The organism is Alteromonas sp. ABV4_150 (assembly GCF_056311745.1).
The window spans coordinates 3,996,405-4,021,360 of sequence record NZ_CM149971.1 but is presented as its reverse complement, the minus strand read 5'-3'; the positions used below and the strand labels follow the sequence as shown (position 1 = coordinate 4,021,360).

24 protein-coding genes are annotated in these 24,956 nt (G+C 43.5%); 4 read left to right on the top strand and 20 right to left on the bottom strand.

Features of this window, described 5'->3' with window-relative positions; genetic code table 11:
• Positions 1 to 405: 405 nt before the first annotated feature.
• The 6 genes from ACYX4M_RS17440 to cysK form a co-directional block, all read right to left on the bottom strand.
• On the bottom strand, positions 406 to 633 hold the full coding sequence (locus ACYX4M_RS17440) for a hypothetical protein (protein ID WP_476081066.1): 228 nt from the start codon (positions 631 to 633) through the stop codon (positions 406 to 408).
• Positions 634 to 846: 213 nt separating this feature from the next.
• Positions 847 to 1,269 carry a GNAT family N-acetyltransferase gene (locus ACYX4M_RS17435; protein WP_476081065.1) on the bottom strand — a complete coding sequence of 141 codons (423 nt, stop codon included), beginning with the start codon at positions 1,267 to 1,269 and terminating at the stop codon, positions 847 to 849.
• A 134-nt stretch (positions 1,270 to 1,403) separates the two neighbouring features.
• Positions 1,404 to 1,763 carry a DUF2147 domain-containing protein gene (locus tag ACYX4M_RS17430; protein WP_476081064.1) on the bottom strand — a complete coding sequence of 120 codons (360 nt, stop codon included), beginning with the start codon at positions 1,761 to 1,763 and terminating at the stop codon, positions 1,404 to 1,406.
• Positions 1,764 to 1,906: 143 nt separating this feature from the next.
• A complete protein-coding gene (locus ACYX4M_RS17425) occupies positions 1,907 to 2,254 on the bottom strand; it encodes a hypothetical protein (protein WP_476081063.1) in 348 nt (115 codons plus the stop codon).
• A gap of 223 nt (positions 2,255 to 2,477) precedes the next feature.
• On the bottom strand, positions 2,478 to 2,936 hold the full coding sequence (locus ACYX4M_RS17420) for a nuclear transport factor 2 family protein (RefSeq protein WP_476081062.1): 459 nt from the start codon (positions 2,934 to 2,936) through the stop codon (positions 2,478 to 2,480).
• A gap of 230 nt (positions 2,937 to 3,166) precedes the next feature.
• Positions 3,167 to 4,132, bottom strand: coding sequence for a cysteine synthase A (gene cysK, locus ACYX4M_RS17415; protein ID WP_014949690.1), 966 nt, complete (start codon positions 4,130 to 4,132; stop codon positions 3,167 to 3,169).
• 271 nt (positions 4,133 to 4,403) lie between these two features.
• Between cysK and ACYX4M_RS17410 the strand changes: the two genes are divergently transcribed.
• The 3 genes from ACYX4M_RS17410 to ACYX4M_RS17400 all read left to right on the top strand — a co-directional run bounded on the left by ACYX4M_RS17410 (position 4,404) and on the right by ACYX4M_RS17400 (position 7,346).
• Positions 4,404 to 5,240, top strand: a complete 837-nt coding sequence (locus ACYX4M_RS17410) for an AAA family ATPase (protein ID WP_012518654.1) — start codon at positions 4,404 to 4,406, stop codon at positions 5,238 to 5,240.
• A complete protein-coding gene (locus ACYX4M_RS17405; RefSeq protein WP_476081061.1) occupies positions 5,240 to 6,421 on the top strand; it encodes a vWA domain-containing protein in 1,182 nt (393 codons plus the stop codon). The genes ACYX4M_RS17410 and ACYX4M_RS17405 overlap by 1 nt, the downstream gene beginning before the upstream one ends.
• Positions 6,422 to 6,560: 139 nt before the next feature.
• On the top strand, positions 6,561 to 7,346 hold the full coding sequence (locus tag ACYX4M_RS17400; RefSeq protein WP_476081060.1) for a nucleotidyltransferase family protein: 786 nt from the start codon (positions 6,561 to 6,563) through the stop codon (positions 7,344 to 7,346).
• 45 nt (positions 7,347 to 7,391) lie between these two features.
• On the opposite strand, the gene ACYX4M_RS17395 is transcribed toward ACYX4M_RS17400, so the two are convergent.
• The 10 genes from ACYX4M_RS17395 to cmoA form a co-directional block, all read right to left on the bottom strand.
• On the bottom strand, positions 7,392 to 8,765 hold the full coding sequence (locus ACYX4M_RS17395) for an MATE family efflux transporter (protein WP_476081059.1): 1,374 nt from the start codon (positions 8,763 to 8,765) through the stop codon (positions 7,392 to 7,394).
• A gap of 150 nt (positions 8,766 to 8,915) precedes the next feature.
• On the bottom strand, positions 8,916 to 10,130 hold the full coding sequence (gene moeA, locus ACYX4M_RS17390) for a molybdopterin molybdotransferase MoeA (protein ID WP_476081058.1): 1,215 nt from the start codon (positions 10,128 to 10,130) through the stop codon (positions 8,916 to 8,918).
• A gap of 197 nt (positions 10,131 to 10,327) precedes the next feature.
• On the bottom strand, positions 10,328 to 10,834 hold the full coding sequence (locus ACYX4M_RS17385; RefSeq protein ID WP_476081057.1) for an outer membrane beta-barrel protein: 507 nt from the start codon (positions 10,832 to 10,834) through the stop codon (positions 10,328 to 10,330).
• A 225-nt stretch (positions 10,835 to 11,059) separates the two neighbouring features.
• Positions 11,060 to 11,731, bottom strand: coding sequence for a phosphoglycolate phosphatase (locus tag ACYX4M_RS17380; protein ID WP_476081056.1), 672 nt, complete (start codon positions 11,729 to 11,731; stop codon positions 11,060 to 11,062).
• Positions 11,732 to 11,807: 76 nt separating this feature from the next.
• Positions 11,808 to 13,562 (bottom strand): sugar phosphorylase, encoded by a 1,755-nt coding sequence (locus ACYX4M_RS17375; RefSeq protein WP_476081055.1) that lies wholly within the window; start codon positions 13,560 to 13,562, stop codon positions 11,808 to 11,810.
• Positions 13,563 to 13,567: 5 nt separating this feature from the next.
• Entirely contained in the window at positions 13,568 to 14,791 is a 1,224-nt protein-coding gene (locus ACYX4M_RS17370; protein WP_476081054.1) for a glycosyltransferase family protein, read from the bottom strand.
• 12 nt (positions 14,792 to 14,803) lie between these two features.
• Positions 14,804 to 15,613, bottom strand: coding sequence for an HAD-IIB family hydrolase (locus ACYX4M_RS17365; protein WP_476081053.1), 810 nt, complete (start codon positions 15,611 to 15,613; stop codon positions 14,804 to 14,806).
• Positions 15,610 to 16,482: a kinase gene (locus ACYX4M_RS17360; protein WP_476081052.1), complete on the bottom strand. Its 873-nt coding sequence runs from the start codon at positions 16,480 to 16,482 to the stop codon at positions 15,610 to 15,612. Before ACYX4M_RS17360 ends, ACYX4M_RS17365 begins: the two co-directional genes overlap by 4 nt.
• A gap of 94 nt (positions 16,483 to 16,576) precedes the next feature.
• The gene (gene cmoB / locus ACYX4M_RS17355; RefSeq protein WP_476081051.1) at positions 16,577 to 17,575 is read right to left on the bottom strand and encodes a tRNA 5-methoxyuridine(34)/uridine 5-oxyacetic acid(34) synthase CmoB; all 999 of its coding nucleotides are present in this window, start codon (positions 17,573 to 17,575) and stop codon (positions 16,577 to 16,579) included.
• A gap of 56 nt (positions 17,576 to 17,631) precedes the next feature.
• Positions 17,632 to 18,363: a carboxy-S-adenosyl-L-methionine synthase CmoA gene (gene cmoA / locus ACYX4M_RS17350; RefSeq protein WP_476081050.1), complete on the bottom strand. Its 732-nt coding sequence runs from the start codon at positions 18,361 to 18,363 to the stop codon at positions 17,632 to 17,634.
• A 174-nt stretch (positions 18,364 to 18,537) separates the two neighbouring features.
• Here cmoA and ACYX4M_RS17345 point away from each other — a divergent pair, with 174 nt between their 5' ends.
• The gene (locus tag ACYX4M_RS17345; RefSeq protein ID WP_334060370.1) at positions 18,538 to 19,173 is read left to right on the top strand and encodes a response regulator transcription factor; all 636 of its coding nucleotides are present in this window, start codon (positions 18,538 to 18,540) and stop codon (positions 19,171 to 19,173) included.
• 269 nt (positions 19,174 to 19,442) lie between these two features.
• Here the strand turns inward: ACYX4M_RS17345 and fadE are convergent, their stop codons facing one another.
• The 4 genes from fadE to purM form a co-directional block, all read right to left on the bottom strand.
• Entirely contained in the window at positions 19,443 to 21,905 is a 2,463-nt protein-coding gene (fadE, locus tag ACYX4M_RS17340) for an acyl-CoA dehydrogenase FadE (RefSeq protein ID WP_476081049.1), read from the bottom strand.
• Between the two features lie 383 nt (positions 21,906 to 22,288).
• Positions 22,289 to 23,044 (bottom strand): DUF3108 domain-containing protein, encoded by a 756-nt coding sequence (locus ACYX4M_RS17335; RefSeq protein WP_476081048.1) that lies wholly within the window; start codon positions 23,042 to 23,044, stop codon positions 22,289 to 22,291.
• A complete protein-coding gene (gene purN, locus ACYX4M_RS17330; RefSeq protein ID WP_476081047.1) occupies positions 23,004 to 23,654 on the bottom strand; it encodes a phosphoribosylglycinamide formyltransferase in 651 nt (216 codons plus the stop codon). Before purN ends, ACYX4M_RS17335 begins: the two co-directional genes overlap by 41 nt.
• Positions 23,651 to 24,691 carry a phosphoribosylformylglycinamidine cyclo-ligase gene (gene purM / locus ACYX4M_RS17325; RefSeq protein WP_476081046.1) on the bottom strand — a complete coding sequence of 347 codons (1,041 nt, stop codon included), beginning with the start codon at positions 24,689 to 24,691 and terminating at the stop codon, positions 23,651 to 23,653. The genes purN and purM overlap by 4 nt, the downstream gene beginning before the upstream one ends.
• Between the last annotated feature and the right edge of the window lie 265 nt (positions 24,692 to 24,956).

The window sequence follows — 24,956 nt, the reverse complement described above, 5'->3', positions numbered from 1 at the left end:
ATCAATGTAGAGGAATTAAATATCCAATATTTGTTGTATTAATCTACGACAGTTACCCGCCATGGTATGCCAGATAGCCGCCAGATGCTGTGGCAGCTAGACACAATGACTACCTGTGAAATGCTAGCCTCCGCATCTTCGTGGGTTAGCTGAAAGCCAGTGCCATAATTAGTTTGGTTAAGACTAAATCATTTGGAAGCTAGCATGAACAAACATAGCATGATTTTTATCGGGTTGGATACACACAATAAATTCCATGAAGTAGCATATTGTGAGGAACATCGCGGGGCGAGTCCGGTTCATTATGGCCGTATCCCTTCTTCCAAAGTCACTGTCAAAAAGCTGCTCCGCCAGTTTGAATCTAAATATCCTGGCGCGACACTGCAGTTAGGCCGTACTGACAAGTTAGTCATGGCGATTAATAAAACGTTGCAACTCCTCTGAGAAGCCATTGATTTGCTTAGCTTCAAGAAGGCCATCTGAGTTCATTAATGCAAGTTGCAGCATAGCTTTGGATCTTGCATTGTAATCGAATATGCTGGCGATACGTTTGTTGCTATTTTCCATCAATTTAAACGAATAAAGATATTTTGCATGATTAGAAAGTTCGGGATTATCGATACCTTCACGCACTTTGTCCAAAACTTGCTGGCAGCATTTATCTAATGCATCTTCCTTAACTTGTTTGAAGTGTGTCCAATCTGACTCTCAAATCATGTTTTACCTCTATAGGCCTAACATAAAGCTAAGCGGCGCAGTTGCGTAGGGCATAATGGCGAAGCCGCCCCGCGTGTATGCGTCCCAGCGAACGTAGTGAGTGTGTTGATTGGGTTGTTATACCCGTGCCTAATCATATATGCCAGGCGTTAAAATTTGCATCAACTTCTCAGGGTTTTCAACAGATGTAAAACCAAACTGCGAATACAATCCGTGTGCGTCACTAGTTGCTAGCATAAACCTACGGAGACCTTGCAGGTCTGGATGGGATGATATGTTTTCCATAAGTTGCTTGCTTATCCCTTGACCACGATACTTCTCTATTACAAAAACGTCGCTTAGATATGCAAATGTGGCTCTGTCTGTAATAACTCTAGCGAAACCGACTTGGTCTCCTCCGATTGCATAGGCTCCAAATACAAGAGAATTGTCTATAGATTTTTGTAATGTTGAAAGCGGGATGTTTTTTGCCCAATAGGAGTTCGCCACAAAGGAGTGGATTAATTCGATGTCTAAGTCATCGTGGTTTGTACTTATATTAATCCCTTTCATTCTATCGATCCTTCAGAGGGTATAACTTTTAAATAAGGGGCGCAGGCACGTGGGGCATAATGGCGAAGCCGCCCCGCGTGTTTGCGTCCCAGCCAGCGCAGCGGGCGAGCTTGATTTTTTTGTTATACACAAGGCTACTCCTTAATAAGTTTAAGCACTTCACTGTTTTCGGAGTCGAAGACAGATAGCGATGTGCCATTTAACTTGATTGTAACGAATACATATTTCTCTTTGTAGCCATTGTACATTTCCCCAACCCACTCAGTTTCTGTTGATTGAACAATATTTTTGATGATTGTGAGGCCAGAGTTTTGTTTATGAATTTGGTGTTCTTTGACACTTGCTACACCAGTTTTTAAATTGAATTCGATTAGAGCTGGTTTTGTTGCATGTTTCCAAACGCCTTCTATTGTTGATGAAGCAAATGCACTTATCGTTACTAAACAAGTGCCTATGAAAGCAGAAAATAGAAGAGACGTTTTGGTTTTATTCACTTTAATCTTCCTGATTTTGCGCATTGTGTATAACTTTTAAATAAGGGGCACAGACATGTGGGCTAAAATCCGAACGAAGTGAGCAGCCCACATGTTTGCGTCCCAGCCCGCGGAGCGGGCGTACTTAATTTTTTTGTTAGGTGCTATGGCGCAAAAACAACAAACGCAGCCCTAACAAAAACAATGAAAACACCATAGCCGAGAATTGAAATAGAGCGTCTACGGCGTTTAGGTAAGAGTTCTTTTACAACAACTGAATCATCTTTTTTTAAAGACGCTCCCCATATAAGAAACCAGTATACATTGAGCGCATAAGAGCTATCACCGATTTGAACGGTGGCATCATGTCTAGGCCAGAACCAAAAGTACTTAGAGTAAGCAACAGTATCGCCTATCTTAACTTCAAACTTTGTAGTGAAGCGGTCGTACGATACGCCAACCTTATTATCAGCTACGATGTGGCGATGTTTATGAAATCTTTCGAAGCTCATATCCCTTTAGCACCTAACAATTTAGTGTACGGAAAAAAACCTTTATGCAGGGTGGAATAAATCCGTATATCAGTTTTGTGTCGTTTTAAGTTATCACCTTAAAACAGCGCATTAAACAAAAAATAAATGTACCCGAGCTCAAAAGCCGGAAAACATCCTTTTTATTTTTACTTATCGTTAAATTGGTGAGTGCTGTATGTAAAAACAGTGCTTGCTTTACTTGTTATAAATAAGCGTCTGGGTGAATTTTGTTTACCTTCCATTCGCCATCTTCTTTTATCAAATCTAAGCTTCGAAGGTCTTCTACTTTGTTGCCATTATAGTTTCCGCTCAAAAATACGGTAATAGTGGATTTCTCAGAAAATTCGTTTCTGCCTATTTTACCTGCACTTTGCGGAGTTACTGTTACGGTGTCGTACTTTAAGTTAAGCAGATGTCTTTGAACGTTACTATTGGTGTGGTATCGCGTCAGTATGCGCGACATTTTTTCACTGGATAGGCGTATTGCTGTGTCAAGATTGTCGTCTTCGTAAACACTTTTTAGGAACATAACTGTGGTGTATTCAGGTGTGCTTTCATCAAGCATGCCATAACGCCCAATTCCTTCTTTTTTCTCACCACAAGCCGATAAAATCAAAACTGTAAAAAGCCCTAATAGGGCGTACCACATACGCGTTTTCATTTGGGTTACCTTAATATAAAGAGGTCCGTTTCTTATTGATAGTTTTATATCTTAACTAAGTCAATGTAACAACTGCCAAGAAGTTTGCTAGGCGGATTATTCACAAAAACCTGTATAAAAGCAAAGCGACGATAGGATTTTACAAATTGTTGTAATAGACGGGTTTTATTAGAAGCATTAAAAAACGAGGCACTAGGCCTCGTTTCTAAATAATTGAAACATTTTGGTGGTTATTGAACTTCTTCTTGTTCGTCGAACGCACCAGCAAACAGAGGGCTACTTAGGTAACGTTCTGTGCCGCTTGCTAGAAGTACTACAACCACTTTGTCTTTGTTTTCTGGGCGTTCAGCAAAACGCTTAGCAGCAACAACGGCTGCACCAGAAGAAATACCTGCAAGAATACCCTCGTCGGTCATTAGCTTGCGCGCCATGTCCATACATTCTTCGTTGGTAACTTGCTCAACTTCGTCAATTAGGTCTAGGTCTAGGTTACCTGGAATGAAACCTGCGCCAATACCTTGAATTTTGTGTGGGCCAGGGGTTAATTCTTCGCCCGCAAGCGCTTGGGTAATTACTGGAGAGTCTGTTGGCTCAACGGCGATAGAAGTAATTGCTTTACCTTTCGTATTTTTAAGGTAGCGACTTACACCCGTGATTGTACCGCCCGTACCTACACCAGCTACGAATGCATCTACTTTACCGTCGGTATCTTCCCAAATTTCAGGGCCGGTGGTTTTTTCGTGAATAGCTGGATTAGCCGGGTTGTCGAATTGTTGAAGCAGTACGTACTTGTCTGGGTCTGACGCTACAATTTCTTGTGCAGCTGCAACAGCACCTTTCATACCTTTTGGTGCTTCAGTAAGAACAAGGTTTGCGCCCAATGCTTTTAGAAGTTTGCGACGCTCAAGGCTCATGCTGCTAGGCATAGTTAGCGTTAGCTTGTAACCGCGAGAAGCAGCAACAAACGCTAAAGCGATACCTGTGTTACCACTGGTCGGCTCTACAATTTCTTTACCTTCGGTAAGGACGCCGCGCTTTTCAGCATCCCAAATCATGTTAGCGCCAATACGGCACTTAACGCTGAAACTTGGGTTACGCGATTCAATTTTTGCGTATACATTACCTGATGTTACGCGATTTAGCTTAACTAGTGGCGTGCGGCCAATAGATAGGGAATTGTCGTCAAATACGTTCATTATAAATCCTTACCTCGTTCCTTATTTTATAGGAAACCCCGTCTGTCGTGATCTGTACGACCTTTTTAGTAGTTAATAATTCAGCACGTGTGATAGTTAATAATTCACAGCCTGAATTAGGGGATTTCGTCATACCCCTATATCATTGGTCCCAATCAGTAAAATGCAAAGTGCTTTTTAGCTATATGTTATATCTATGGGCAATTGTGAAAAGGCCTTGATATTATAGTTAAAATTGCAAAGACGAAAAATTATACGGAGTACAACAATAATGGCTTTTAGTGGCACGTCTAATTATATCGCAACCAAAGACTTACAGCTGGCGGTTAACGCAGCTATTACGCTAGAGCGTCCGCTTTTAATTAAAGGCGAGCCGGGCACAGGTAAAACCATGCTTGCTGAAGAATTGGCCGAGAGTTTAGGGACCGAACTAATTCAGTGGCACATTAAATCAACCACTAAAGCACAGCAAGGTTTGTACGAATACGACGCAGTGTCACGCCTTCGCGACTCTCAACTTGGTGATGATCGCGTTCACGATATCAGCAACTACATCGTAAAAGGTAAATTATGGGAAGCCTTTAGCGCAGAAAAGCGCCCGGTACTATTAATTGATGAAATTGATAAAGCTGACATTGAGTTTCCCAACGACTTGCTGTTAGAGCTCGATAAGATGGAATTCTTCGTATACGAAACACAAGAACGCGTAGTCGCGAAGCAGCGTCCGATTGTCATTATTACCTCGAACAATGAAAAAGAACTACCTGATGCTTTCTTGCGCCGCTGCTTCTTCCACTACATTCAGTTTCCGAACCCAGATGAGATGCAAGAAATCGTCAATGTGCATTTCCCAGATTTAAAGAAAAAGCTGCTTGATGAAGCGTTAAAAGCTTTCTTTGAAATTCGCGATGTTCCAGGGCTTAAGAAAAAACCTTCTACCTCTGAACTTATCGACTGGCTTAAGCTTTTAGTTGCTGAAGATATTCCACCTGAAGCGCTGCATTCAAAAGACGGTAAAGCAGCAATACCGCCGTTATACGGCGCATTGCTTAAAAATGAGCAAGACATCCATTTGTTTGAAAAATTGGTCTTTATGGCGCGTCGCTAATGCTTATTCAGTTTTTTTATACGCTGCGAAAATATCAGGTCAAAACTACGCTACGCGAGTTACTGGATTTACTTAAAGCGTTAGAGCATCACGTGGTATATGCCGACATCGAAGCTTTCTACAGCTTGTCTCGTACCATAATGGTGAAAGACGAAACCCAGTACGATAAGTTCGATAGGGCGTTTGCTGAGTATTTCGAAGGCGTAGAGTCTATCGACTTATTCGGTAAAGACATTCCTGAAGAATGGCTTCGTAAGGAAATTGAGAAAAACTTAAGCCCTGAAGAGCGCGAGGCACTGCGTAAAGCGGGCGGCCTCGACGAACTGATGGAAACCTTGAAGAAGCGCTTAGAAGAACAAGAAAAGCGCCACCAGGGTGGAAATAAATGGGTTGGCACGGGCGGCACCTCGCCCTTTGGCGCTTATGGCGACAATCCAGAAGGCGTGCGAATAGGGCAAAAAGGAAATAGAAAGTTCTCAGCGGCTAAAGTGTGGGATAAGCGCGAGTTCAAAAACTTAAGTTCAGATGTTGAGCTGGGTACGCGTAACATTAAAGTGGCGCTAAGAAAGCTGCGCAAATTTGCTCGCACGGGGGCCAGCGAGCAGCTTGATGTGCCTACGACGATAGGCGAAACCGCAAAGAAAGGTGGCTTGCTTGATATTCATATGGCGCCAGAACGTCATAACGCGGTAAAAGTGTTGATGTTTTTTGATGTGGGGGGCTCTATGGACCCTCACGTTAAGAGCACCCAAGAGCTTTTTTCAGCAGTGCAGACCGAGTTTAAGTACCTTGAGTACTTTTACTTTCATAATTGCGTGTATGAAGAAGTGTGGAAAGATAACCTCCGTCGCAATAAAGAGCGCATTCCTATTTGGGATATCATTCACCGCTACGGGAAAGACTATAAAGTTATTTTTGTAGGTGATGCAACCATGGGGCCGTATGAAATTACCTACCCAGGGGGCAGTGTAGAGCATTGGAATGAAGAGCCAGGTAGTGTATGGATGCAGCGTTTGTTAAACCATTTTAATAACGCGGTGTGGCTTAACCCACAGCCTGAAAATTATTGGCCGTATTATTCGTCTATTAAAATTATTCGCGAAATAATGGAAGACAGAATGTATGGGCTGACCCTTGAAGGGTTAACGGAAGCGATTAAAGGGCTTAGCAGAAGCCGTTGAGTCATTTAAGGGGAAAAGGCTTTTATGCTCACGCGATTACTGCGCTGGCTCTTGCTTTGCTAACTACAAACGGGTCAGATTGCGACGTTAATGATTTTGCGTTTGTCTTGATAAAGCGCGTTGACTAAAAGGTGTTACATTGAGTTCGGATGTTTATCGCTTAGCTTTTGTTTTACTTGCAGGCGGGAAGAGTTCCCGCTATAACGGCAACAAACTTTTATCAGAGCATCCGATTACAAAATTGCCGCTTGTTCAGCACAGTGCTAACGAAGTTATTCACGCTCGCGATAAAATAGTGTCAATTAGCAAACATCCAGTTACGGTTGTGACGGGCAAATGGCACGACAGTGTAAGTTCGCAGTTAGCAGAGGCTTTTTGTGGTCTAACTGAGACTCCTTTTGAGGTGATACATAATAAGCAGTGGGAAGAGGGAATAGCATCAAGTATACGCAGTGGCCTTTCGCATTTGTTGGGCCTAGCATTGCGTCCAGAAACGTCGCTTTCACCATCTTCGCTTCCAAAATCGTCTCTACCAGAAGCAGAGTCTTGGGATACCAATCCTTCACATGTGCTTGTTACCCTTGCTGACTTACCAAGCCTTAACACACAGGATCTTATTCGCCTTATTGATGCTTCTAAAGCTTATCCAAACCATATAGTGTGTAGCGAGTGGCAGAAGCATCGGGAGAAGGACGGGCAGAGGGATGGGCAGAAATACGGGGAGCCTAGTAGTCGGTTAACAGTGCCTGCCATTTTCCCAGAGGCAATGTTTAGCGAATTATTAGCGCTACAGGGCGATACTGGCGCTAAGCCATTTATTAAAAAGTATGCGAAGTTAGGGAAAGTAACGGCTGTGTCTATACCCAATGCACAATTTGATATAGACACCCCGCAAGATTGGGAAAAACTTAAACAGCGAGATTAGCCCTTTTTCTATCGCGTTTTAGGCAGCTTTCGCTAACAATTCTGTTTAAGCACTCGCTAAGCGATGAGCTGCACTTGGTCGTTGAATATAAAGAAGGCGCGCCCCAAGCATTACGGCTGCCGCACTTAATCCTACGATGAAACCAATCCAGAAGCCCGCAGCGGCCATCGGCTCAGCCGTTATCCAGTCTGTTCTTCCCAACACTACTCCCGTAGGAAGACCTATTAACCAGTACGACACAAAGGTAATGATAAACATCGCCGTAGTGTCTTTGTATCCGCGTAATGCATTGGCAGAGATAACCTGAACGGCGTCTGACAGCTGAAACAGTGCAGCGTATATAAGTAGCGCGTTAGCTAACGTGTAAACAGCATGGTCGCTGGTATATAGCCCAATAATGAAACCTTTAGCCAACAGAGTGAAGCTCGCTGTACACGCAGAGGTGAAAAAGCCGATAAGAATAGCGGTACGGGCTGCTATTTTAGCCTGACGCTGATTTCTTTGCCCAATGCGATACCCAATACGGATCGCGGCAGCCATCCCAATACTCATGGGAAACATAAACATAAGCGCCGAGAAATTCAGGGCAACTTGATGGGCCGCTACCGTGGTAGCGCCAAATGGTGCTAATAACAATGCAACGAGTGAAAACAGCGTTACTTCGAACAAAATCGTCATGGCGATGGGTAAACCCATCTTAAAGGTTCGGCTAATGGTTACCATGTTTGGCTTGTACAGCTGGCTGAACAAATTGTATTTTTGCAGGGCAGGGGCAAAGCGCACATAAACAAAGGTTGCAATCAGCATAGTGTAAATAACGATGCCGGTAGCAATACCACAACCTGCGCCGCCCATAGTAGGCAGCGGGCCAACACCATAAATAAATAGGTAGTTTCCAACAATGTTTGCCATTAAGCCAATTACGGTAATGATCATAGTTGGCTTGGTTTTACCTAAGCCTTCACAATAGTTTCTGAGCCATTGGTACAGAGCAAAACCCGGCATGGCAAATAGCACGTAAAGCACATAGTCTACCGTTATGCTGTGCAGTTCAGGCGCCATAGGAAAAAGCGCTACTATATTTTCAGTAAAAGGAATTAACCCTGCAATTACTAGTCCTACAAAGAAAATCAGGTAACCTGCTTGCTGACTGGCATCAGCAATGCTGCTAATACTTTTGTTGCCTTGTAACCGCGAAATAATAGGGGGAAGCGCAAGGGCTATACCTTGTATAAAGCACAGAAGTGGTACGGTTATGCTAAACCCTAGGGCCACCGCTGCCATGTCGGTAGCACTGTAACGTCCTGCCATAATGGTATCGCTTACGCCCATTAGCATCTGTGTAATTTGCGCAACTAGCAATGGCCAGGCTAGTTTTAAAATATCTCTTCCTTCTACAAGAAAGCGTTTCTTATTCACGGTAATGTGTCTCTATATAAGTCGCCAAAGGCAACGAGAAAAATGACTAATTGTCTCGCGTAATGCTGCGTTCATACCCTTAATTAGGTGAAGCAGCAAAAACTACATTGAAAAAAATGTTGTAGTGCAAAGCGCTTAAAAACAGTAGTTCTAAAAATGCAGCGGCATAACAGGAACCGTGTCGCCAATGTTTAACTCACTAATATCTTCATGAACAACCATAAGGCAGTTGGCAGAGGTGATTGACGTCATCACACCAGAACTTTGTGATTTAAACGGCGTGACTTCCCATTCTCCTTGGTTGTTTCTCACCATAGTTGCACGCTGGAAATCTCGTCGACCCGCACGGCGCTTAAGCGATGTGGTGATGGTCGCGTTCACAAAAAACGGCTCGTGGCTTTGTGCTTGGCCTTGCATTTTCTTGATAACGGGTACGACCAGTAGCTTAGCAGTGACAAATGAAGATACAGGGTTGCCTGGTAAACCACAAAACAAGGTATTATTAATTTTGCCTAAAGCGAAAGGCTTACCTGGCTTAACGGCGACTTTCCAAAAATCGATAGTGCCTAATTCAGCGATGATATCTTTTACATAGTCCGCGTCACCAACTGAAACACCACCGCTACTTACCATCACGTCAACACGCTCGCTTGCTTCGGTAAATAGCGTACGCAAGGAAGCTTCATCATCTTCCACAATACCGAAATCGACAAGTTCTACATTTTCATTGCGTAATATACTGCTCACACCCACACGGTTCGACTCGAAAATTTGTGTTGATTTAAGGGCGTCACCAGGGGCAGCTAGTTCAGAACCCGTTGCTACCACTCCAACGCGGAGTTTTCGGTAAACCGCTACGGTGCTATTTCCCTGAGAGGAAAGCAACATAAGATGCTCAGCGTGAAGGCGGGTGCCTTTACTAATTAGTGTATCACCACAAGCAATATCATTGGCTTTTTTGCGAATATTCTCTTTCGCAGAGGGAAGTTTGTTTATGAGTACAGCTTTATCACGGCTTTCAGTATTTTCTACCATCACGACGGCATTGGCATTATCTGGAATTGGCGCGCCAGTCATTATTTTAAACGCTTTGCCATTTTCAAGCGGCTCGTCAGCGCTCATGCCTGCGGTAATAACACCTTGCACTTCAAGCTCAGCGCTATCAGAAAGGCCTTCAACGTTAACGGCGTAGCCGTCCATCGCCGAGTTGTCCCAAGGAGGAACATCAATATGAGCAATAGCATCTTCGGCTAAGATGCGGTTGTTGGCGTCAAAAATACTCACATGTTCAACGTCGCTTATCGTTTCTGCAGCGTTAAGCGCTTTAGTAAGGGCTTCTTCAAGTGAAAGCCATTTAGATGACATACCAACAACTCCAATTAATTATTTAACAGGCGGATATTACAGAAAAAAACACCTTATACCAAAGGTTAAAGCGTGAAATAAGAGAATGTTGGCAAAAATGAAATGAAGGGTGCGAAGAAGGGGGGCGAAAGCTAATTTTTGTCGTTATCGGTGAGTGACGAAGAATCTATCTACTCCACCACCCACCGTTTACAGAATTAGAATGCGAATTTGGCGCCAATGCTAAGTACATCTGTACCATCAAACGACTCGTAAGAAACCTCAGCTGATGTGGTTGGATTAAATTTATAGCCTAAGCCGCCACCAATCCCAAATTCCCAATCTGATGTGTCAGATTCAGAAAATCCACCCGCGCTGGCTGTTACTTCAAGTTTACCGTACGAGGGAGCGATATATGCGTAAAAATTTTCAGTTACGTCAAACTCACCTCTAAGTGAAAGTGCGTAAAACGAATCTAATTCCAGATCTACACCAAATACCTCGTCGTCGCTAACGCCAATACCGTATCTTAGCTCAGGAACAAGTGAAAACGTTTGATTAACCGCGTATTTGTAACCTGCTGAAGCTACTACGCCACCAAGGCTAATATCAATGTCACCCTCGCTGTCTGATAAATTGCTATAACTCACTCCTAAAACCCAGTTCGCTGATGCAGACATAGAAACAGAAACTAATGCTGCAGCTAAAAGTGCTTTTTTAAACATAATTCTTCCTTTACGACTAACTTTTTTGTCCTGATGATTTTCAAAATACTCAAGAATTGAGGCTGCAAGAAAGGGAAGTTATGCATTGATAACTAGAACGCAATGGAGTTTCGATGAAACAGTGCTGATTTCAACCTAACTGTCTACGGAAGTCCCTTTCTCGGTAGCTCGGAGAGTATCACCAGTCTTTTATTAAAAATCAATTAGTTTATTCAAATAAACAAGTTAGCTAAGCGTCGTAAGTATGTCATTAAAATTGTCGAGCACCCAGTCAGGTTGATAGGTCGCAATACTTTCGCCGTAATTGTAGCCATAGGTAAGGCCAATACTTTTTATATTGGCGGCTTTTGCAGCAAGAATATCGTTCTTGGAGTCGCCTACCATTACACACTGTGAAGGCGAGATGTTAAGTTGTTCACAGGCATACAAAAGGGGCAGGGCAGACGGCTTTTTCTCCGATAAACTGTCACCGCCGATAGTAAGTGAAAACAGAGACGACAACGAGAATGAAGACAAAATAGGCTCAATAAACTCTGAAGGCTTGTTAGTTATTAATGCTAGCGTACAACCACGCTGTTTTAACGCATGAAGCGTGTCGAATACACCCTCGTAAAGCGCAGTGCTTTTAGTTTCTAACGTTCGGTAATAGAACAGGAACTTTTCTAATAAAGCGTCGACATCAGATTGCATGTGGTGGTGATTAATCTCCGCCCCACCACTCAACCCACGTTCCACAAGAACCCGAGCACCATTCCCTACCCAGTGTCGTATGACGTGCTCGTCATAAGTCGGTAGTTGATGATCACTTAGCATTTTATTAAGAGCGGTAGCTAAATCTGGCACTGAATCGACAAGGGTTCCGTCTAAGTCGAAAAGAAAGGTATTAATCTCTTGCATTACAAACTTGATTAACTAATTAGTGAAGGAAGCATAACACCGCAGTATCCATACCGCGGTAGACTTTTTTAGCTATTTACTCAAAATCTTGGTTGCTTATCCAAAGTACTTGATAAGGTTTCATTTGCAAGAAACCACTTGATAGTTGTATCTCATCGCGAGTAACGAGATCGATCCAATTATCGGTACCAATAAGGTTGATGTCAGACAATAGAATAGTTTGTTCTTCGTCCGAAATATTGCTAACACAGAAAATACTTTGCTTTCTATCTAAGCTTTGACGCCAGTAACCGAATAATTGGTTACCGAGCTGTAAAGTAAATTGTGTAGCGTTGGGGTGGAAAGCAGGCTGTGCTTTACGTATGCGTATCAGCTGCGAAATTCGCGTGAGTACTTTATGATGTTGAGAGAAAGGTGAGTCCAACAGGGCCTCTAACTCACTAAAGTCCCACCTTTTCCTATTTATAGAGCGATTTTGGCCGGTATTAGCAACTTTCTCATAATCGTTAGATGTGCCAAGTAAACTGTGAATGTAAATACCTGGAATACCTTCCATACCCAACATAATGGCGTGGGCGCAGATAAAGCGGTCAACCTGATATTTGTCGGGACCTTTAATAGTACCTTGCAGGGCGTCAAATAGCGTAATATTGATCTCGTAAGGTTTTTGCTGTCCGTGCTCAGATGCACGCCATGACACTTTTCCTCCAAAGTGCTGCATAGCATGAACTAAATCAGATATTTCTTCTTCAGAAAGCAAACCTTCGGCTGGGCGAAGCCCAATACCGTCATGGGAAGCAATAAAGTTGAAATAAGCCGTGCCGTTTTGCGCCGGCGGCATGCTCATCATCCAACTTTTCAAGTACGAGCAGTCACCAGTAACTAGAGTATTTACAAGCAAAGGCGGTAGTGAAAAGTTATAGATTGCGTGAGCCTCGTTTGCATTACCAAAATATGTAAGGTTTTCCCTGTTGGGAATATTGGTCTCGGTAATAATGATAATGGATGGGTCAACATGCTCGATAAGAGTTCTTATTAAGCGAATAACCTCGTGGGTTTGAAATAGGTTTATACAGTTTGTGCCTACAATTTTCCAAAGAAATGCAACGGCATCCAAACGGAAAATTTTAGCGCCTTTATCGATGTAAAGCTTGATAATATCAATAAAGGCCAGCAGCACTTTGGGGTTTCTAAAGTCAAAGTCGACTTGGTCGTGACTAAAGGTACACCAAACGTGTTTTGTACCGTCTGCGGTTTCTGTTTCACGAAGTAATGGCGACACGCGCGGGCGCGTTACCATTGATAAGTCATCGGTTGGCTCGGCTGTGAAGAAAAAGTCAGATCCCGGCCCTTCGCCTTTGATAAAGTTATCGAACCACGCGCTTCTTGCAGAGCAATGATTGATCACTAAATCCGTCATCAATCCGTAATCAGCGGCTATGGCTTCAACATCCTCCCAAGAGCCTAAAGATTCGTTCACGGTAGAATAATCAATAACCGAAAATCCATCGTCTGAACTGTACGGGAAAAAGGGCAAAATATGCACATTGTTTACTGTGTTCTTACAATAACGATGCAAAAACTTGTTTAAAGTAACCAACGGGCGCTCACCTTCGTCGATAACGCTATCACCGTAGGTAATCATGATGATGTCGTCTTCATCCCAGTAATTGTGATGTGACTTGGGTGAAGCAATGTCCGTTTGCTGCTGAAGGCCTATTGTATTCATCAAAGCAGTTGCTAGCGTCTCGTACGAGACGTCTAGCGTGACTTCAGTATAAATACTTTCTAAATGGTGTTTTACTTTGTCATGGAGTTGATCCCATGCCATATTACTTACTCCATATATTCTGCAGTATCGGCTTCGACCGCTTCTAGTAATCTTTCTAAAATATCAGGTACCGCACTAGTTACGCGGTTCCAGCTAGGTATAAACGGCGTTTCCATCGGATTTTCTAAGAAGTTTTGCCCCGCCTTCATAATATTGCTGGCGAACATTTCTACCGCTTTTTCTTCACTGTGAATGTCTAAGCTCAGTCCATTCATTACCGCGTCATTGTGATAAGTTTCTATAAAGTCTAGCGCAATTCTAAAATAGGTGGCTTTAATCGACCGGAACATTTCATTGCTAAATGTGTAGCCTTGCGTTGCCAGCTTTCTGAAAATAGCCTTAGTAATGTCGATAGACATCTTAGACAAGCCACCTTGATCGTTATTAAGCGAAAGGTCTTGATGTTTATGGTCGTAAATATCACATATATCCGCTTGGCACAGACGGTTGTGGGAATAGTTGCGGTGCATTTCAGACAACACGCCAATCTCTAAGCCCCAGTCACTCGGTATACGAATATCGTTTAAAACATCTCTTCTAAATGAAAATTCACCTGCAAGCGGGTAGCGGAAGCTATCCATAAACTCCAAGTACTCGTTATCACCCATAATGCGTTTTAGTGCGCGAAGTAGGGGAGTGACAAGAAGGCGTGAAACACGACCATTAATTTTGCCGTTTGCTACACGTGCGTAGTATCCCTTACAAAATTCATAGTTGAACATGGGGTTGGCAACAGGGTAAATGAGCTTAGCGAGTAAATCTTTGTTGTAGGTAACAATGTCGCAATCGTGCAATGCCACAGATTCTGCGCGATTAGACGCTAACACGTAGCCCATGCAGTACCAAACGTTTCGGCCTTTTCCTAACTCTTTAGGCGCTAAACCTTGAGCCTGAAGTTCTTCGTCAAGGGCCTTAAGACGTGGGCCGTCGTTCCAGAGGACTCTGTGATGCTGAGGAAGTTTTCCAAAGAATTTTAGCGCGTGTTTGTACTGTTCTTCATTGGCTCGGTCTAAGCCAATAACAATTTCTGATAAATAGGGAACGCCAGTGAGTTCGTTAACAATATGCGGAAGTGCATCGCCTTCTAGTTCAGAAAAAAGCGACGGAAGAATAAGAGCCATAGGGCGCTTTTGCGAAAACTGTAAAAGTTCTTTTTCTAGCTCCTCGGTAGGACGACGAGCCAAGTTATGTAACGTAGTAACCACACCATTTTGATAAAAATCAGCCATGTGTCCTCCTGATCATAGGGATAGCAATTGAGTAAGCATTTCGTTCCAGCCTTCAGGGCCGGTTAGGGTGCTGGTATAGACCTCTTCTTTTTTTACAGCAGGTGGAGGATTTACCGGTGATAAAATGCGAATTGGGACGTGCGCCGCTTCAAGCATTGCCACGTCATTCTTACCATCGCCAAGTGCGATGGTGTTAACTTTGGTGGTAAGTTGCTTTTGATATTCACTAGCCAGCCATTTTAGCGCTTGGCCTTTATCGCAATTACCTGAAATATGAATAAAACGGCCACCCTCTAATGGAAAGGCGCCGCGACCTTTTACAACCTTTAAAAATCGATGCTTTTCTTCGTCGCTGCCTAACCATAATACAGGTTCGCCAAACTGACGCTTTGCCGCCAGAGACGCTGAACGTTCATCAAGACCTGTACATTCCTGAATTTCTGGTACCGACATTTTTGAGAATTGCTTATATTTACCCGCAAATTCGCCGCCAATTTTTTCTAATAATTTGATCCAGTAATTTTTATTAGATATGAATGCTTTACACCAATAGCCGTCTATCCAGACCGTGCCACTGGGCTTTTGTTTGAAAAAGCCGTGAGGGATGAAGATAGCGGCACCGTTTTCGATAATAAACGGCCCGTCTAAGCCAATTCGTTCACGTAATGGCTGTAATTCAGCAAAGGTTTTACTAGTAGTGGGAATAACGGGAATGTCTTGTGCTTCTAATGCCGTTAAAGCCGGTTTCGCCGCCTCGAAAGAGTAGGTATGGTGGTCTAACAGCGTGCCGTCCATATCGGTGAAAACAAGCGTTTTCGTCATCGTTCTACGTCCTGTTTAGTTATTGTTCTTGTTTCATCAAGATAGAATACGGTATCGCACATTTCAGGCAAATGTGCTAATGCGTGTTCAGTAATACGCTGGTAGTGTTGCACAAAGTTTGCCACTTCTTCATCAGACATGATTCCGTCACTATCTTTCAAAACTTTTTTGGCGAGTTTATGTTCTTGTTCCAAACGCCATTGGTAAACACAATCGAAGCTGGGTGCTTTAAGCATAATGCGATAGTCAATTTTTTCGAAGAGTGTTTGATAATCACCCGCTAATTCAGTATTTACGAATGAACGCCAAATGCTTAGTGGATCTTCAACTTCTTCAAGGTGATTGACGGGGCGTTTTAAGTCGCCTGAAGCCTGAGGAGGCGCACCTACGCACCATCCCTCTAGTATGATGAAATCAGGTGAAGATTCTATGACAGGCCACTGCTCTTGCGGGAATGGGTTGTCCGTTGCTTTGTTAAAACGAGGTAGGGAGGTCCGTGTGCCTTTGGCTAAACTACGAAGCGTATTTAAAGCTAAAGTTATGTCGTGAGTGCCCGGCACACCGCGTGTTGCTAAAAGCGGGTGCACTTTGATAGCAAGCGCATTGCGCTGAGATTGGTCGTAGTAAAAGTCATCAATGGACAATGAAACAACTTGTTTATTGTGGACCGATGAAAGGAAAGATTCAATAAAACTGGTCAGAGTAGATTTTCCCGAACCCTGACTACCGTTTATACCAACGATAAAAGGTTTTTTTGCACCATCTTGGTGCTTTAGCAGCTGCTCACATAATGGGGTGAACCATTTTTGTGCAGTTTCTGCATAGCTACTTGGCAATTGGTGCGTCGTTAAAAAGCTATGTATATCCATGTTGTCACCTTAATCAATGCAGAATTCGCACGTTCTTCTTGATTAAGATAACAACATTTGTGCCAATCAGGTAACTTGAAAGGTATCCTAGGAATTACTTCTTATTTGCTACGATAACGGCCCGTTGTGGTGCAGGATAACCTTCAATGGTGCGAGTAATATCTTCTGGATCGAGAAAATCTTTCAAAGATTGCGATTCCATCCAAGACGTTGCACGTTGTTCGTCTAGGGTCGTGTGGTTAACATCCACAACGCGGATATTTTCAAACCCAAGGCGACCCAGCCATACAGAAAGAGCGGCGGTACTCGGTAAAAACCAAACGTTTCGCATTTGAGCATAGCGCTCACCGGCCATTAGCACGGTGTTTTCGTCACCATCAACAACAAGGGTCTCAAGTACTAGCTCTCCACCTTTTCTTAGCTGATCTTTCAGCTGCTGTAAAAAAGCCATAGGATCTTTACGGTGATACAGCACGCCCATAGAAAATACAGTGTCAAAGGCTTTTAGTGGCTGCATATCTTCAATGCCCAATGGCAGAAAGTGAATGTTGTCACAGGGCGTTGAGGAATTACTGATAAATTGTTTAATGGCGTGAAATTGAATGAGAAACAGTTGAGTCGGATCTATACCCACCACTTTATCGGCACCTTCACCTAGCATACGCCACATGTGATAGCCACTACCACAACCTACATCTAAAACGTTTCGGCCTTTTAATGAGGAAATGTGAGGTGCAACACGGTCCCATTTCCAGTCTGAACGCCACTCTGTGTCTACGTGAATTCCGTGCAGATGGAACGGCCCTTTACGCCAAGGCATAAACTGTTTCAGCAAACCTTCTATTTGCTTTTGAGAGTATTCATTGATGTCTTCATTTGTACCTATCGAAACGCTAGATGACAGGTCAACACGGCTTGGTGAGGTCGAAGGAAGTTTTCCAAGTAGACGGCACCACTTATCAAATTCGCCATGCTTAGCGCTTCGCTGCCAGTCGTCCATTTGGGCTGGTAGGGTTTGCAACCAGTGCGAAAGAGGGCTGTCTATCAACGATTTAAAGCAGTCGTTAAACCAAGTCTGTTCTAGTTTACTCATAGTCTTCTTTATATATATTGAAATCTAAATAACGCGACGCTGACATGCACTTGTATCTAACTCTTAATAGCGACCATCGACGTAAAGTTGTAGCACTTGTACCACATTACAACGTCTGCAAAACCTGCTTTTTTCAGGCGAGTTTCATGTTCATTGAAGGTATCGGTTAACATGACTTTCTCTAGCGCAGCACGCTTTTGGCTTACTTCTAGCTCGCTGTATCCGTTGTCACGTTTAAATTGATGGTGTAAGTCTACAAGCAACTCGTTTCCCTTTAGGGTAGGGTGACGAATTTTCTCTGACAATACTAGGATACCGCCGGGGTTTAACCCGTCATGAATGCGCTTTAATAGTGCTTCTCTCTCTGCAGGAGGGATAAATTGCAGGGTAAAGTTCATCACAACCATGGACGCATTTCTTATCTCAATGTCTTGTGCGAAGCCGTGCTGGATAGAAATAGGGTTTGGAAGTGAAAATGTTTGAATAACGCGTTTGCAGCGTTCGACCATTGCCTCAGATGCATCTACACCAATGATTTTACATGTTTCTTTTGGCAATGCCCTAGCAACAGATAAACTCGCAGCACCTAAACTACAGCCAAGATCATAAACCACCGAATTTGAAGTAACGGCATTTTTAGCCAATTCACCTATGGTGTGAACAATAGTTTCGTACCCAGGTACTGAACGCTGAATCATGTCAGGAAAAACATCAACGACTGACTCATCAAATTTAAAGTCATCTACTTTATTTAGTGCCTTTGCGTAAATATTGTCGTGCTTCTTCACTGTGAATCTTCTATTAGCTAATTTGGTGCGCAATTTTACCGCCTGATACGTAAATGCCAATGGAAAACACTAAATTTGTTAGTTTTTTACATGATATTTCGGTATTAGGTCTTTTAGTTACTATTCTAAAGTATTAATCTATACAAATAATACAAAAAGGAAGCAGTAACGCTAATGACGAGAATTCTAGTAGCAGACGATCACCCATTGTTCCGCGAAGCATTGAGCGGCGCATTGGAACCTTACTTTGAGAATGCACAGATTATTCAAGCTGGAAGTTTGGACGATGCATTGGCTAAGCTTAATGAATATGACGGCGTGGAGCTTGTGCTTCTTGATCTAAACATGCCTGGTGGTGAATACTTTAACGGACTTATTACACTGCGTGAGCAATATCCTAATATTCCGGTTGGCGTCATTTCTGGCAGCGATACTGTAGAAGTGGTAGCGCAAGTAATGAGCTTGGGCGCACAGGGCTTCATTCCTAAAGTATCCGAAACACGAGAAATCGCTCAAGCTATCGTAGACATCATCGCTGGTAAAAAATGGCTTCCAGAGGGCATGGAAGAAGAGCTAGAGAAAGTTGATGATGAATTGAAAGTACTGCTTCAGCGCTTCCGTGAGCTAACGCCAAAACAAATTCAGGTGCTTTCTTACCTAAGAGCCGGCTTGATGAATAAGCAAATCGCTCATGAAATGAACGTTACCGAAGCAACAATCAAAGCGCACATCAGTGCTATATTACGTAAGCTAGAAATCAATACGCGTACACAGGCCGTGTTGTTGATGGATAAGCTTCAGCTTAGCTAAGCGCACTTCACTTAAAAAAAACCGGATGATTCATCCGGTTTTTTTGTTTTTAAAATAATCTCGACGCCCTCGATTACGTTGCACAAGCCACGCCTTAACTTGGTTACTCACAGCATCGCCATATTATTCAGGTGGGAGCCCCGCATTTCTAGTGCAAGTATTTGGGTTTGCAAAGCTAATATTATGTGCAATCAGAAAAGCGAGCGTGGATATATTGAATTTTAAACAAAAAAGGCCGCATTTGCGGCCTATTATTCTGGACTTATTAACTAAGCAGCTTTGCCACCTCGTTTTTTAGCAGCAGTCGTAGAATTAACTTTCGCTACTAACTCTTCGTGATCGAAATCATCAACGTTGATGGTGCGAAGTCTTCCTGCTTCTGTCTTGCGTAGCAAGTTCGCTTCTTCTTCATTAATAACATCTTCAGCAAGTGCTTCGTCAGCTAATACGTCCAATCGCGTGAACGGTAGCTTGGCTTTCTTGTGCTTACAAATGCGCTCGAAGATAGGCTCGCTTGCTAATACATCATCAAGAGTTTGCTCAAGGTCACCAAATAAGCTCCCTTCCTCACGGGTGAGATACTGGCCATAGCCTAAACGGCTACGTGCAGTTGAAGGTGTTTGAAGCATTTGCGCAATAGCATGCTCTGTTTTATCAGACGGCTTACCGATACGACGACCAAATGGGATAACCATAACGCGAAGTGCTGCGGCAATTGCGCGGTTAGGGAAGTTCGCTAAGAAGTCATCTATTGCAGTTTCAATATCGTGCAACGTGGTTTGCATTGCCCAATGAAGAAGCGGAAGATCTTCTTTCAAACGACCTTCTTCGTCAAAGCGTTTCAAAGTAGTGCTACCCATGTAAAGGCCACTTAAAATGTCACCTAAACGCGCAGACAAGCGCTCGCGACGCTTAAGGTCACCGCCAAGTACGCCCATAGAAACATCAGTAAGAAGTGCTAGGTTAGCGCTATAGCCTTGAAGCAATTTATAGTAACGCGCTGTTTCATCAGTAAATGGCGCACTGCTAAACGCACCATTGGTTAATGAGAACCAAATACTGCGAACCGTGTTAGCTACCGCAAAGCCGATATGACCGAATACGGCTTTATCAAATGCTTGAAGGGCCTCTTTCTTGTCTTCAATAGATGCAGCTTCAATTTCTTTAAGCACGTATGGGTGACAACGCATTGCGCCTTGACCAAATATCATCATGTTACGAGTAAGGATGTTTGCACCTTCAACCGTAATTGATACAGGTACGCCTTGATAGCCGCGGCCCAAGTAGTTGTTTGGCCCAAGCATTACGCCTTTACCGCCGTGAACATCCATCGAGTCATTAATGACTTGACGCATTTTCTCAGTTAAGTGGTACTTACAGATTGCCGAGATAACAGAAGGTTTCTCGCCTAGGTCAACACCCACTGTTGAAAAGCGCGTTACGCCGTCCATCAAGTACGCATTACCACCAATACGTGCAAGCATTTCTTCAACGCCTTCCATATGGCCGACAGGCATGCGGAATTGACGACGAATACGTGCATACGCACCTGTTGCAAGTGAAACAGATTTTGCGCCACCAGCAGCAGAAGAAGGCAGGGTAATACAACGACCTACTGATAAACACTCTACAAGCATACGCCAGCCGCGACCTGCCATTGCCGGACCACCAATGATGTAATCGATAGGCACAAAGATTTCTTCGCCCTTGATAGGACCATTCTGGAATGGAGTATTAAGAGGGAAGTGGCGACGGCCAATTTCTAGACCTTTGGTGTCACGAGGGATAAGTGCACAGGTAATGCCAGGCTCTTTGTTATCCCCAAGAAGACCCTCAGGGTCTTGCAATTTGAACGCTAGCCCGATGACGGTAGCCACAGGAGCAAGAGTAATGTAGCGCTTGTTAAAAGTAAGGCGCATACCCAGCACTTCTTCACCGTTCCATTCGCCCTTACAAACAACACCAACATCAGGGATTGCGCCAGCGTCAGAACCCGCTTCGGGACCTGTTAATGCGAAACACGGAATTTCTTCACCCGCTGCAAGGCGAGGTAGATAGTGGTCCTGCTGTTCTTTAGTACCATAGTGTTGCAGAAGTTCGCCTGGGCCTAGTGAGTTTGGTACACCAACCGTGCTTGATAGCACTGCGCTTACGCCTGCAAGTTTTTGCAGAACGCGCGATTGTGCGTAAGCCGAGAACTCAAGACCGCCATATTCTTTCTTGATGATCATGGCGAAGAATTTGTGTTCTTTTAAGAACTGCCAGATTTCAGGAGGTAGGTCTGCATCTTTGTGGTTTATTTGCCATTCATCGACCATAGAGCAAACTTTATCACAAGGGCCATCTAGGAACGCTTGCTCTTCTGCGGTTAAGCGGCCTTTAGGTATGCGATGAAGCTTGTCCCAGTCTGGCTTACCGCTAAAGATATCGCCGTCCCACCATACTGTACCCGCATCAATAGCTTCTTGTTCTGTGCTCGACATTTCCGGCATAACCTTGCGATAGAAGGCTAGCAACTTTTTAGAAATGTGCTGTTGTCTGATATTCGCAAGTGTGAACGGCAGCGTTAAAGCAAGGAACACTACCCAACCTAGCAGGCCGATATCACCGAAAAGGGTGCCTAAAATCATAACACCTGCGCCCATGGCAACAGCCGTTACCAAGCTGGTACGCTGATAGCTAGCAATCGCTAGCGTCAGAACGACCAGTAAAAACCATATAAAATCTGCCATACTTCACTCCTGAAAGGCGTTAAACGTTACGCTTGTCATATTCTCGATGCTGTAAAAACGCTTCAAAAAAGTCGTTAGCGATCGAGGTCTGACCAGCATGCTGTAAACCTATTATTTAATAGGGCAAAGATCAAGATTTTTACATGAATATTCTATTAACAACGACATAAATAATAGGGTAGTGGACTTCACTACTTATAAGTATAGACGTTACTTATATAACGTGATTGGAAACGTGAATTACGTTATCTATATGGTGCTTACCGCAGTTAGGTTACGTCGCAATTTGTTAATAAAAAAAGCACGCCTAAATCTAATTTAAAGCGTGCTTTTTTAATATTTAAATAAGTTGTTACAAAGAGAGCTGTAGCGCTTTAGCTCACTTACAGTGTTTCAAATGACTTAAGCTTGATATCTCCTTGCTCATCGCCTTCTTTAAACTGCTGAAGTCTGACTAGCGTATAGTTAAGTGAAGGTGCGAACCATGCAAAGGTTTCACGTTTCTTAGAGTCACGAATAAGCTTCACTTTTACCGTTTCTATTTTTCCGAAAGGTAACGATAACACTTCTTCATCTACAACTTGAACGCCATAGTGGCGTAGCTCGCCGCGGTAGTTAACAAAGTTATAGTCTAGGGACGTTTTACCTTCGGCTAGCTGCTTGGCCAAATCTATTCGATAAATTTGATTGTCAAACTCACCGTTCCATTCAAAGGTTTCGCCATTTTCGACTTCAATTTTACCTTGACCTTGCTGGCTAAACGTTACTTTGAGCTCTTTATCCGGCCCAGTTCCCGAGCGGTTATAGTAATACTCCGAAGGTACAACCGTATCTTCGCTTACCGTGAAGATCGAGTGTTCGCTGCGCTTATCTGATAAGAAAAACTTCGAGACCTTGGAGGTATAAATTAATGAATATTGTTGGTTTCCTAACTTCGAAAGCTCAATATTCGCTTCGCCTACGTCGTCACCCCATTTGTAAGCGGTATACGTAGCCTTGTAAGGTTGAAGCGGTAGCTCAGCTTTCTCTGCGCTGGACGTTGTTTGCGCGTTCCCTGAAAGGGATACCACCGCTAACAGTGCACCAACAGCAAAAGGCTTAATCGCTTGCATAACCAGATTCTGGTAGTTCTTGCTCATCTAAAACTGCCTTATTGTTTCGCATCGTTAATCGACCAGCACTAAACCATGATAGTACTAGCGGATAGATGCGGCGTTCTTGTTCTTGAACACGCTCAGCCAAGTCGCTAGCTGTATCTTCATCAAATACAGGCACACGACTTTGAATGATAACCGGACCACCATCAAGCTCCGGTGTAACAAAGTGCACACTTACCCCGTGCTCTTTATCTCCATTGTCGATGGCTCGCTGATGCGTATTCAAACCTTTGTACTTTGGCAACAAAGATGGATGAATGTTCACTAATTTTCCAGCAAAGCTATCGACGAACTCTGGCGTTAAGATGCGCATAAAGCCAGCAAGCACGACACAGTCTGCGCCAAAAGCATCAATTTGTGCTTTAAGTGCTTCGTCATAAGACTCACGAGTATCAAAATCAGTGTGATCGAGACACACGGCTTCAATCCCCGCTTCTTTTGCCCGCTCAAGGCCATAAGCGTTAGGGCGATTGCTAATTACGCCGCTGATTTTAGCGTTAAGACGGCCTCCCTTAATCTCATCAATAATGGCCTGTAAGTTACTGCCATTACCAGAAATAAGGACACATATTTTGGTTACATTACTACTCACGCGTTGATCTCTACTTGCTCTTCGCCGTCTTTTGCAGCGATGTCACCAATAACCCACGCCTTTTCACCATGTTGCTTAAGAATGTTTAGGGCCGCATCGGTATCGCTTTCATCAACAACGATAACTAAGCCAACACCACAGTTAAACGTGCGGTACATTTCATGGCGCGTTACGTTACCGTTTTCTTGAAGCCAAGAGAAAATAGCAGGCCATTCCCACGAGCTTTCATCAATGACCACTTTTGCATCTTCAGGAAGTACGCGAGGGATGTTTTCCCAGAAGCCACCACCTGTTATGTGTGAAATTGCGCTTACTTGAACCTCTTCAAGCAAGGCCAATACCGACTTAACGTAAATGCGAGTAGGCTCAAGCAGCTGGTCAATGATTGGCTTTCCGTTTAGGTCAGCATTTACATCAGCGCCGCTTACTTCGATAATTTTTCTTACTAACGAATAGCCGTTTGAGTGGGGACCCGACGAACCTAAAGCAATAAGTTTTTGGCCTGGTTTAACCTTCGTGCCGTCAATAACGTTATCAGCCTCAACTACACCAACGCAGAAGCCCGCAATGTCGTAATCGCCATCGTGATACATACCAGGCATTTCAGCGGTTTCACCGCCAATAAGTGCACACCCAGCCTGTTCACACCCAGCACCAATACCAGTAACCACGGAAGCTGCAACGTCAACATCAAGTTTACCGGTTGCGTAATAGTCTAAGAAAAATAGCGGCTCAGCACCTTGTACTATCAGGTCGTTAACACACATTGCGACAAGGTCAATGCCTACACCGTCATGGCGATTAGCATCCATAGCCACTCTAAGTTTTGTACCCACGCCGTCAGTACCTGAAACAAGTAGCGGTTTTTTGTATTTTGTAGGTAATTCGCAAAGAGCACCAAAACCACCCAAATTACCCTTTACTTCTGGTCTGTGGGTTTTCTTGGTAACTGATTTGATGCGTTCAACAAGTTGGTTGCCTGCATCGATATCTACGCCTGCATCTTTGTAACTTAAAGAGGTTTTATTTTCGCTCACGGTTGGGCCCTGAAACTAAGAGGTAGAAAACCGCGGATTCTACCAGCAAGTCGGCACAAGTCCAATTTGTGACGGCTATTTTATGCGCTTTTTGATCTTTTTTATTTTAAGGGTGAAATTAAACTGAATATAAAAGACAATAGAGCGCTATCTTTTGGTGAACATCTTGCTAAATCTTGGCAAATAAAATGTCTTGCTCGGATATTAAGCGTAAACAACGTGAATGTCGGGGCTGCTTTCAAGCTTTATATGAAAAGTGTTTTGC

What these genes read in the sequence shown, in the direction of transcription:
- ACYX4M_RS17435 (WP_476081065.1), bottom strand. Translation starts at nt 1,269, where the DNA reads ATGAAAGGGATTAATATAAGTACAAACCACGATGACTTAGACATCGAA.
- ACYX4M_RS17425 (WP_476081063.1), bottom strand. Translation starts at nt 2,254, where the DNA reads ATGAGCTTCGAAAGATTTCATAAACATCGCCACATCGTAGCTGATAAT.
- ACYX4M_RS17420 (WP_476081062.1), bottom strand. Translation starts at nt 2,936, where the DNA reads ATGAAAACGCGTATGTGGTACGCCCTATTAGGGCTTTTTACAGTTTTG.
- cysK (WP_014949690.1), bottom strand. Translation starts at nt 4,132, where the DNA reads ATGAACGTATTTGACGACAATTCCCTATCTATTGGCCGCACGCCACTA.
- ACYX4M_RS17410 (WP_012518654.1), top strand. Translation starts at nt 4,404, where the DNA reads ATGGCTTTTAGTGGCACGTCTAATTATATCGCAACCAAAGACTTACAG.
- ACYX4M_RS17405 (WP_476081061.1), top strand. Translation starts at nt 5,240, where the DNA reads ATGCTTATTCAGTTTTTTTATACGCTGCGAAAATATCAGGTCAAAACT.
- moeA (WP_476081058.1), bottom strand. Translation starts at nt 10,130, where the DNA reads ATGTCATCTAAATGGCTTTCACTTGAAGAAGCCCTTACTAAAGCGCTT.
- ACYX4M_RS17385 (WP_476081057.1), bottom strand. Translation starts at nt 10,834, where the DNA reads ATGTTTAAAAAAGCACTTTTAGCTGCAGCATTAGTTTCTGTTTCTATG.
- ACYX4M_RS17380 (WP_476081056.1), bottom strand. Translation starts at nt 11,731, where the DNA reads ATGCAAGAGATTAATACCTTTCTTTTCGACTTAGACGGAACCCTTGTC.
- ACYX4M_RS17375 (WP_476081055.1), bottom strand. Translation starts at nt 13,562, where the DNA reads ATGGCATGGGATCAACTCCATGACAAAGTAAAACACCATTTAGAAAGT.
- ACYX4M_RS17370 (WP_476081054.1), bottom strand. Translation starts at nt 14,791, where the DNA reads ATGGCTGATTTTTATCAAAATGGTGTGGTTACTACGTTACATAACTTG.
- ACYX4M_RS17365 (WP_476081053.1), bottom strand. Translation starts at nt 15,613, where the DNA reads ATGACGAAAACGCTTGTTTTCACCGATATGGACGGCACGCTGTTAGAC.
- ACYX4M_RS17360 (WP_476081052.1), bottom strand. Translation starts at nt 16,482, where the DNA reads ATGGATATACATAGCTTTTTAACGACGCACCAATTGCCAAGTAGCTAT.
- cmoB (WP_476081051.1), bottom strand. Translation starts at nt 17,575, where the DNA reads ATGAGTAAACTAGAACAGACTTGGTTTAACGACTGCTTTAAATCGTTG.
- ACYX4M_RS17345 (WP_334060370.1), top strand. Translation starts at nt 18,538, where the DNA reads ATGACGAGAATTCTAGTAGCAGACGATCACCCATTGTTCCGCGAAGCA.
- fadE (WP_476081049.1), bottom strand. Translation starts at nt 21,905, where the DNA reads ATGGCAGATTTTATATGGTTTTTACTGGTCGTTCTGACGCTAGCGATT.
- ACYX4M_RS17335 (WP_476081048.1), bottom strand. Translation starts at nt 23,044, where the DNA reads ATGAGCAAGAACTACCAGAATCTGGTTATGCAAGCGATTAAGCCTTTT.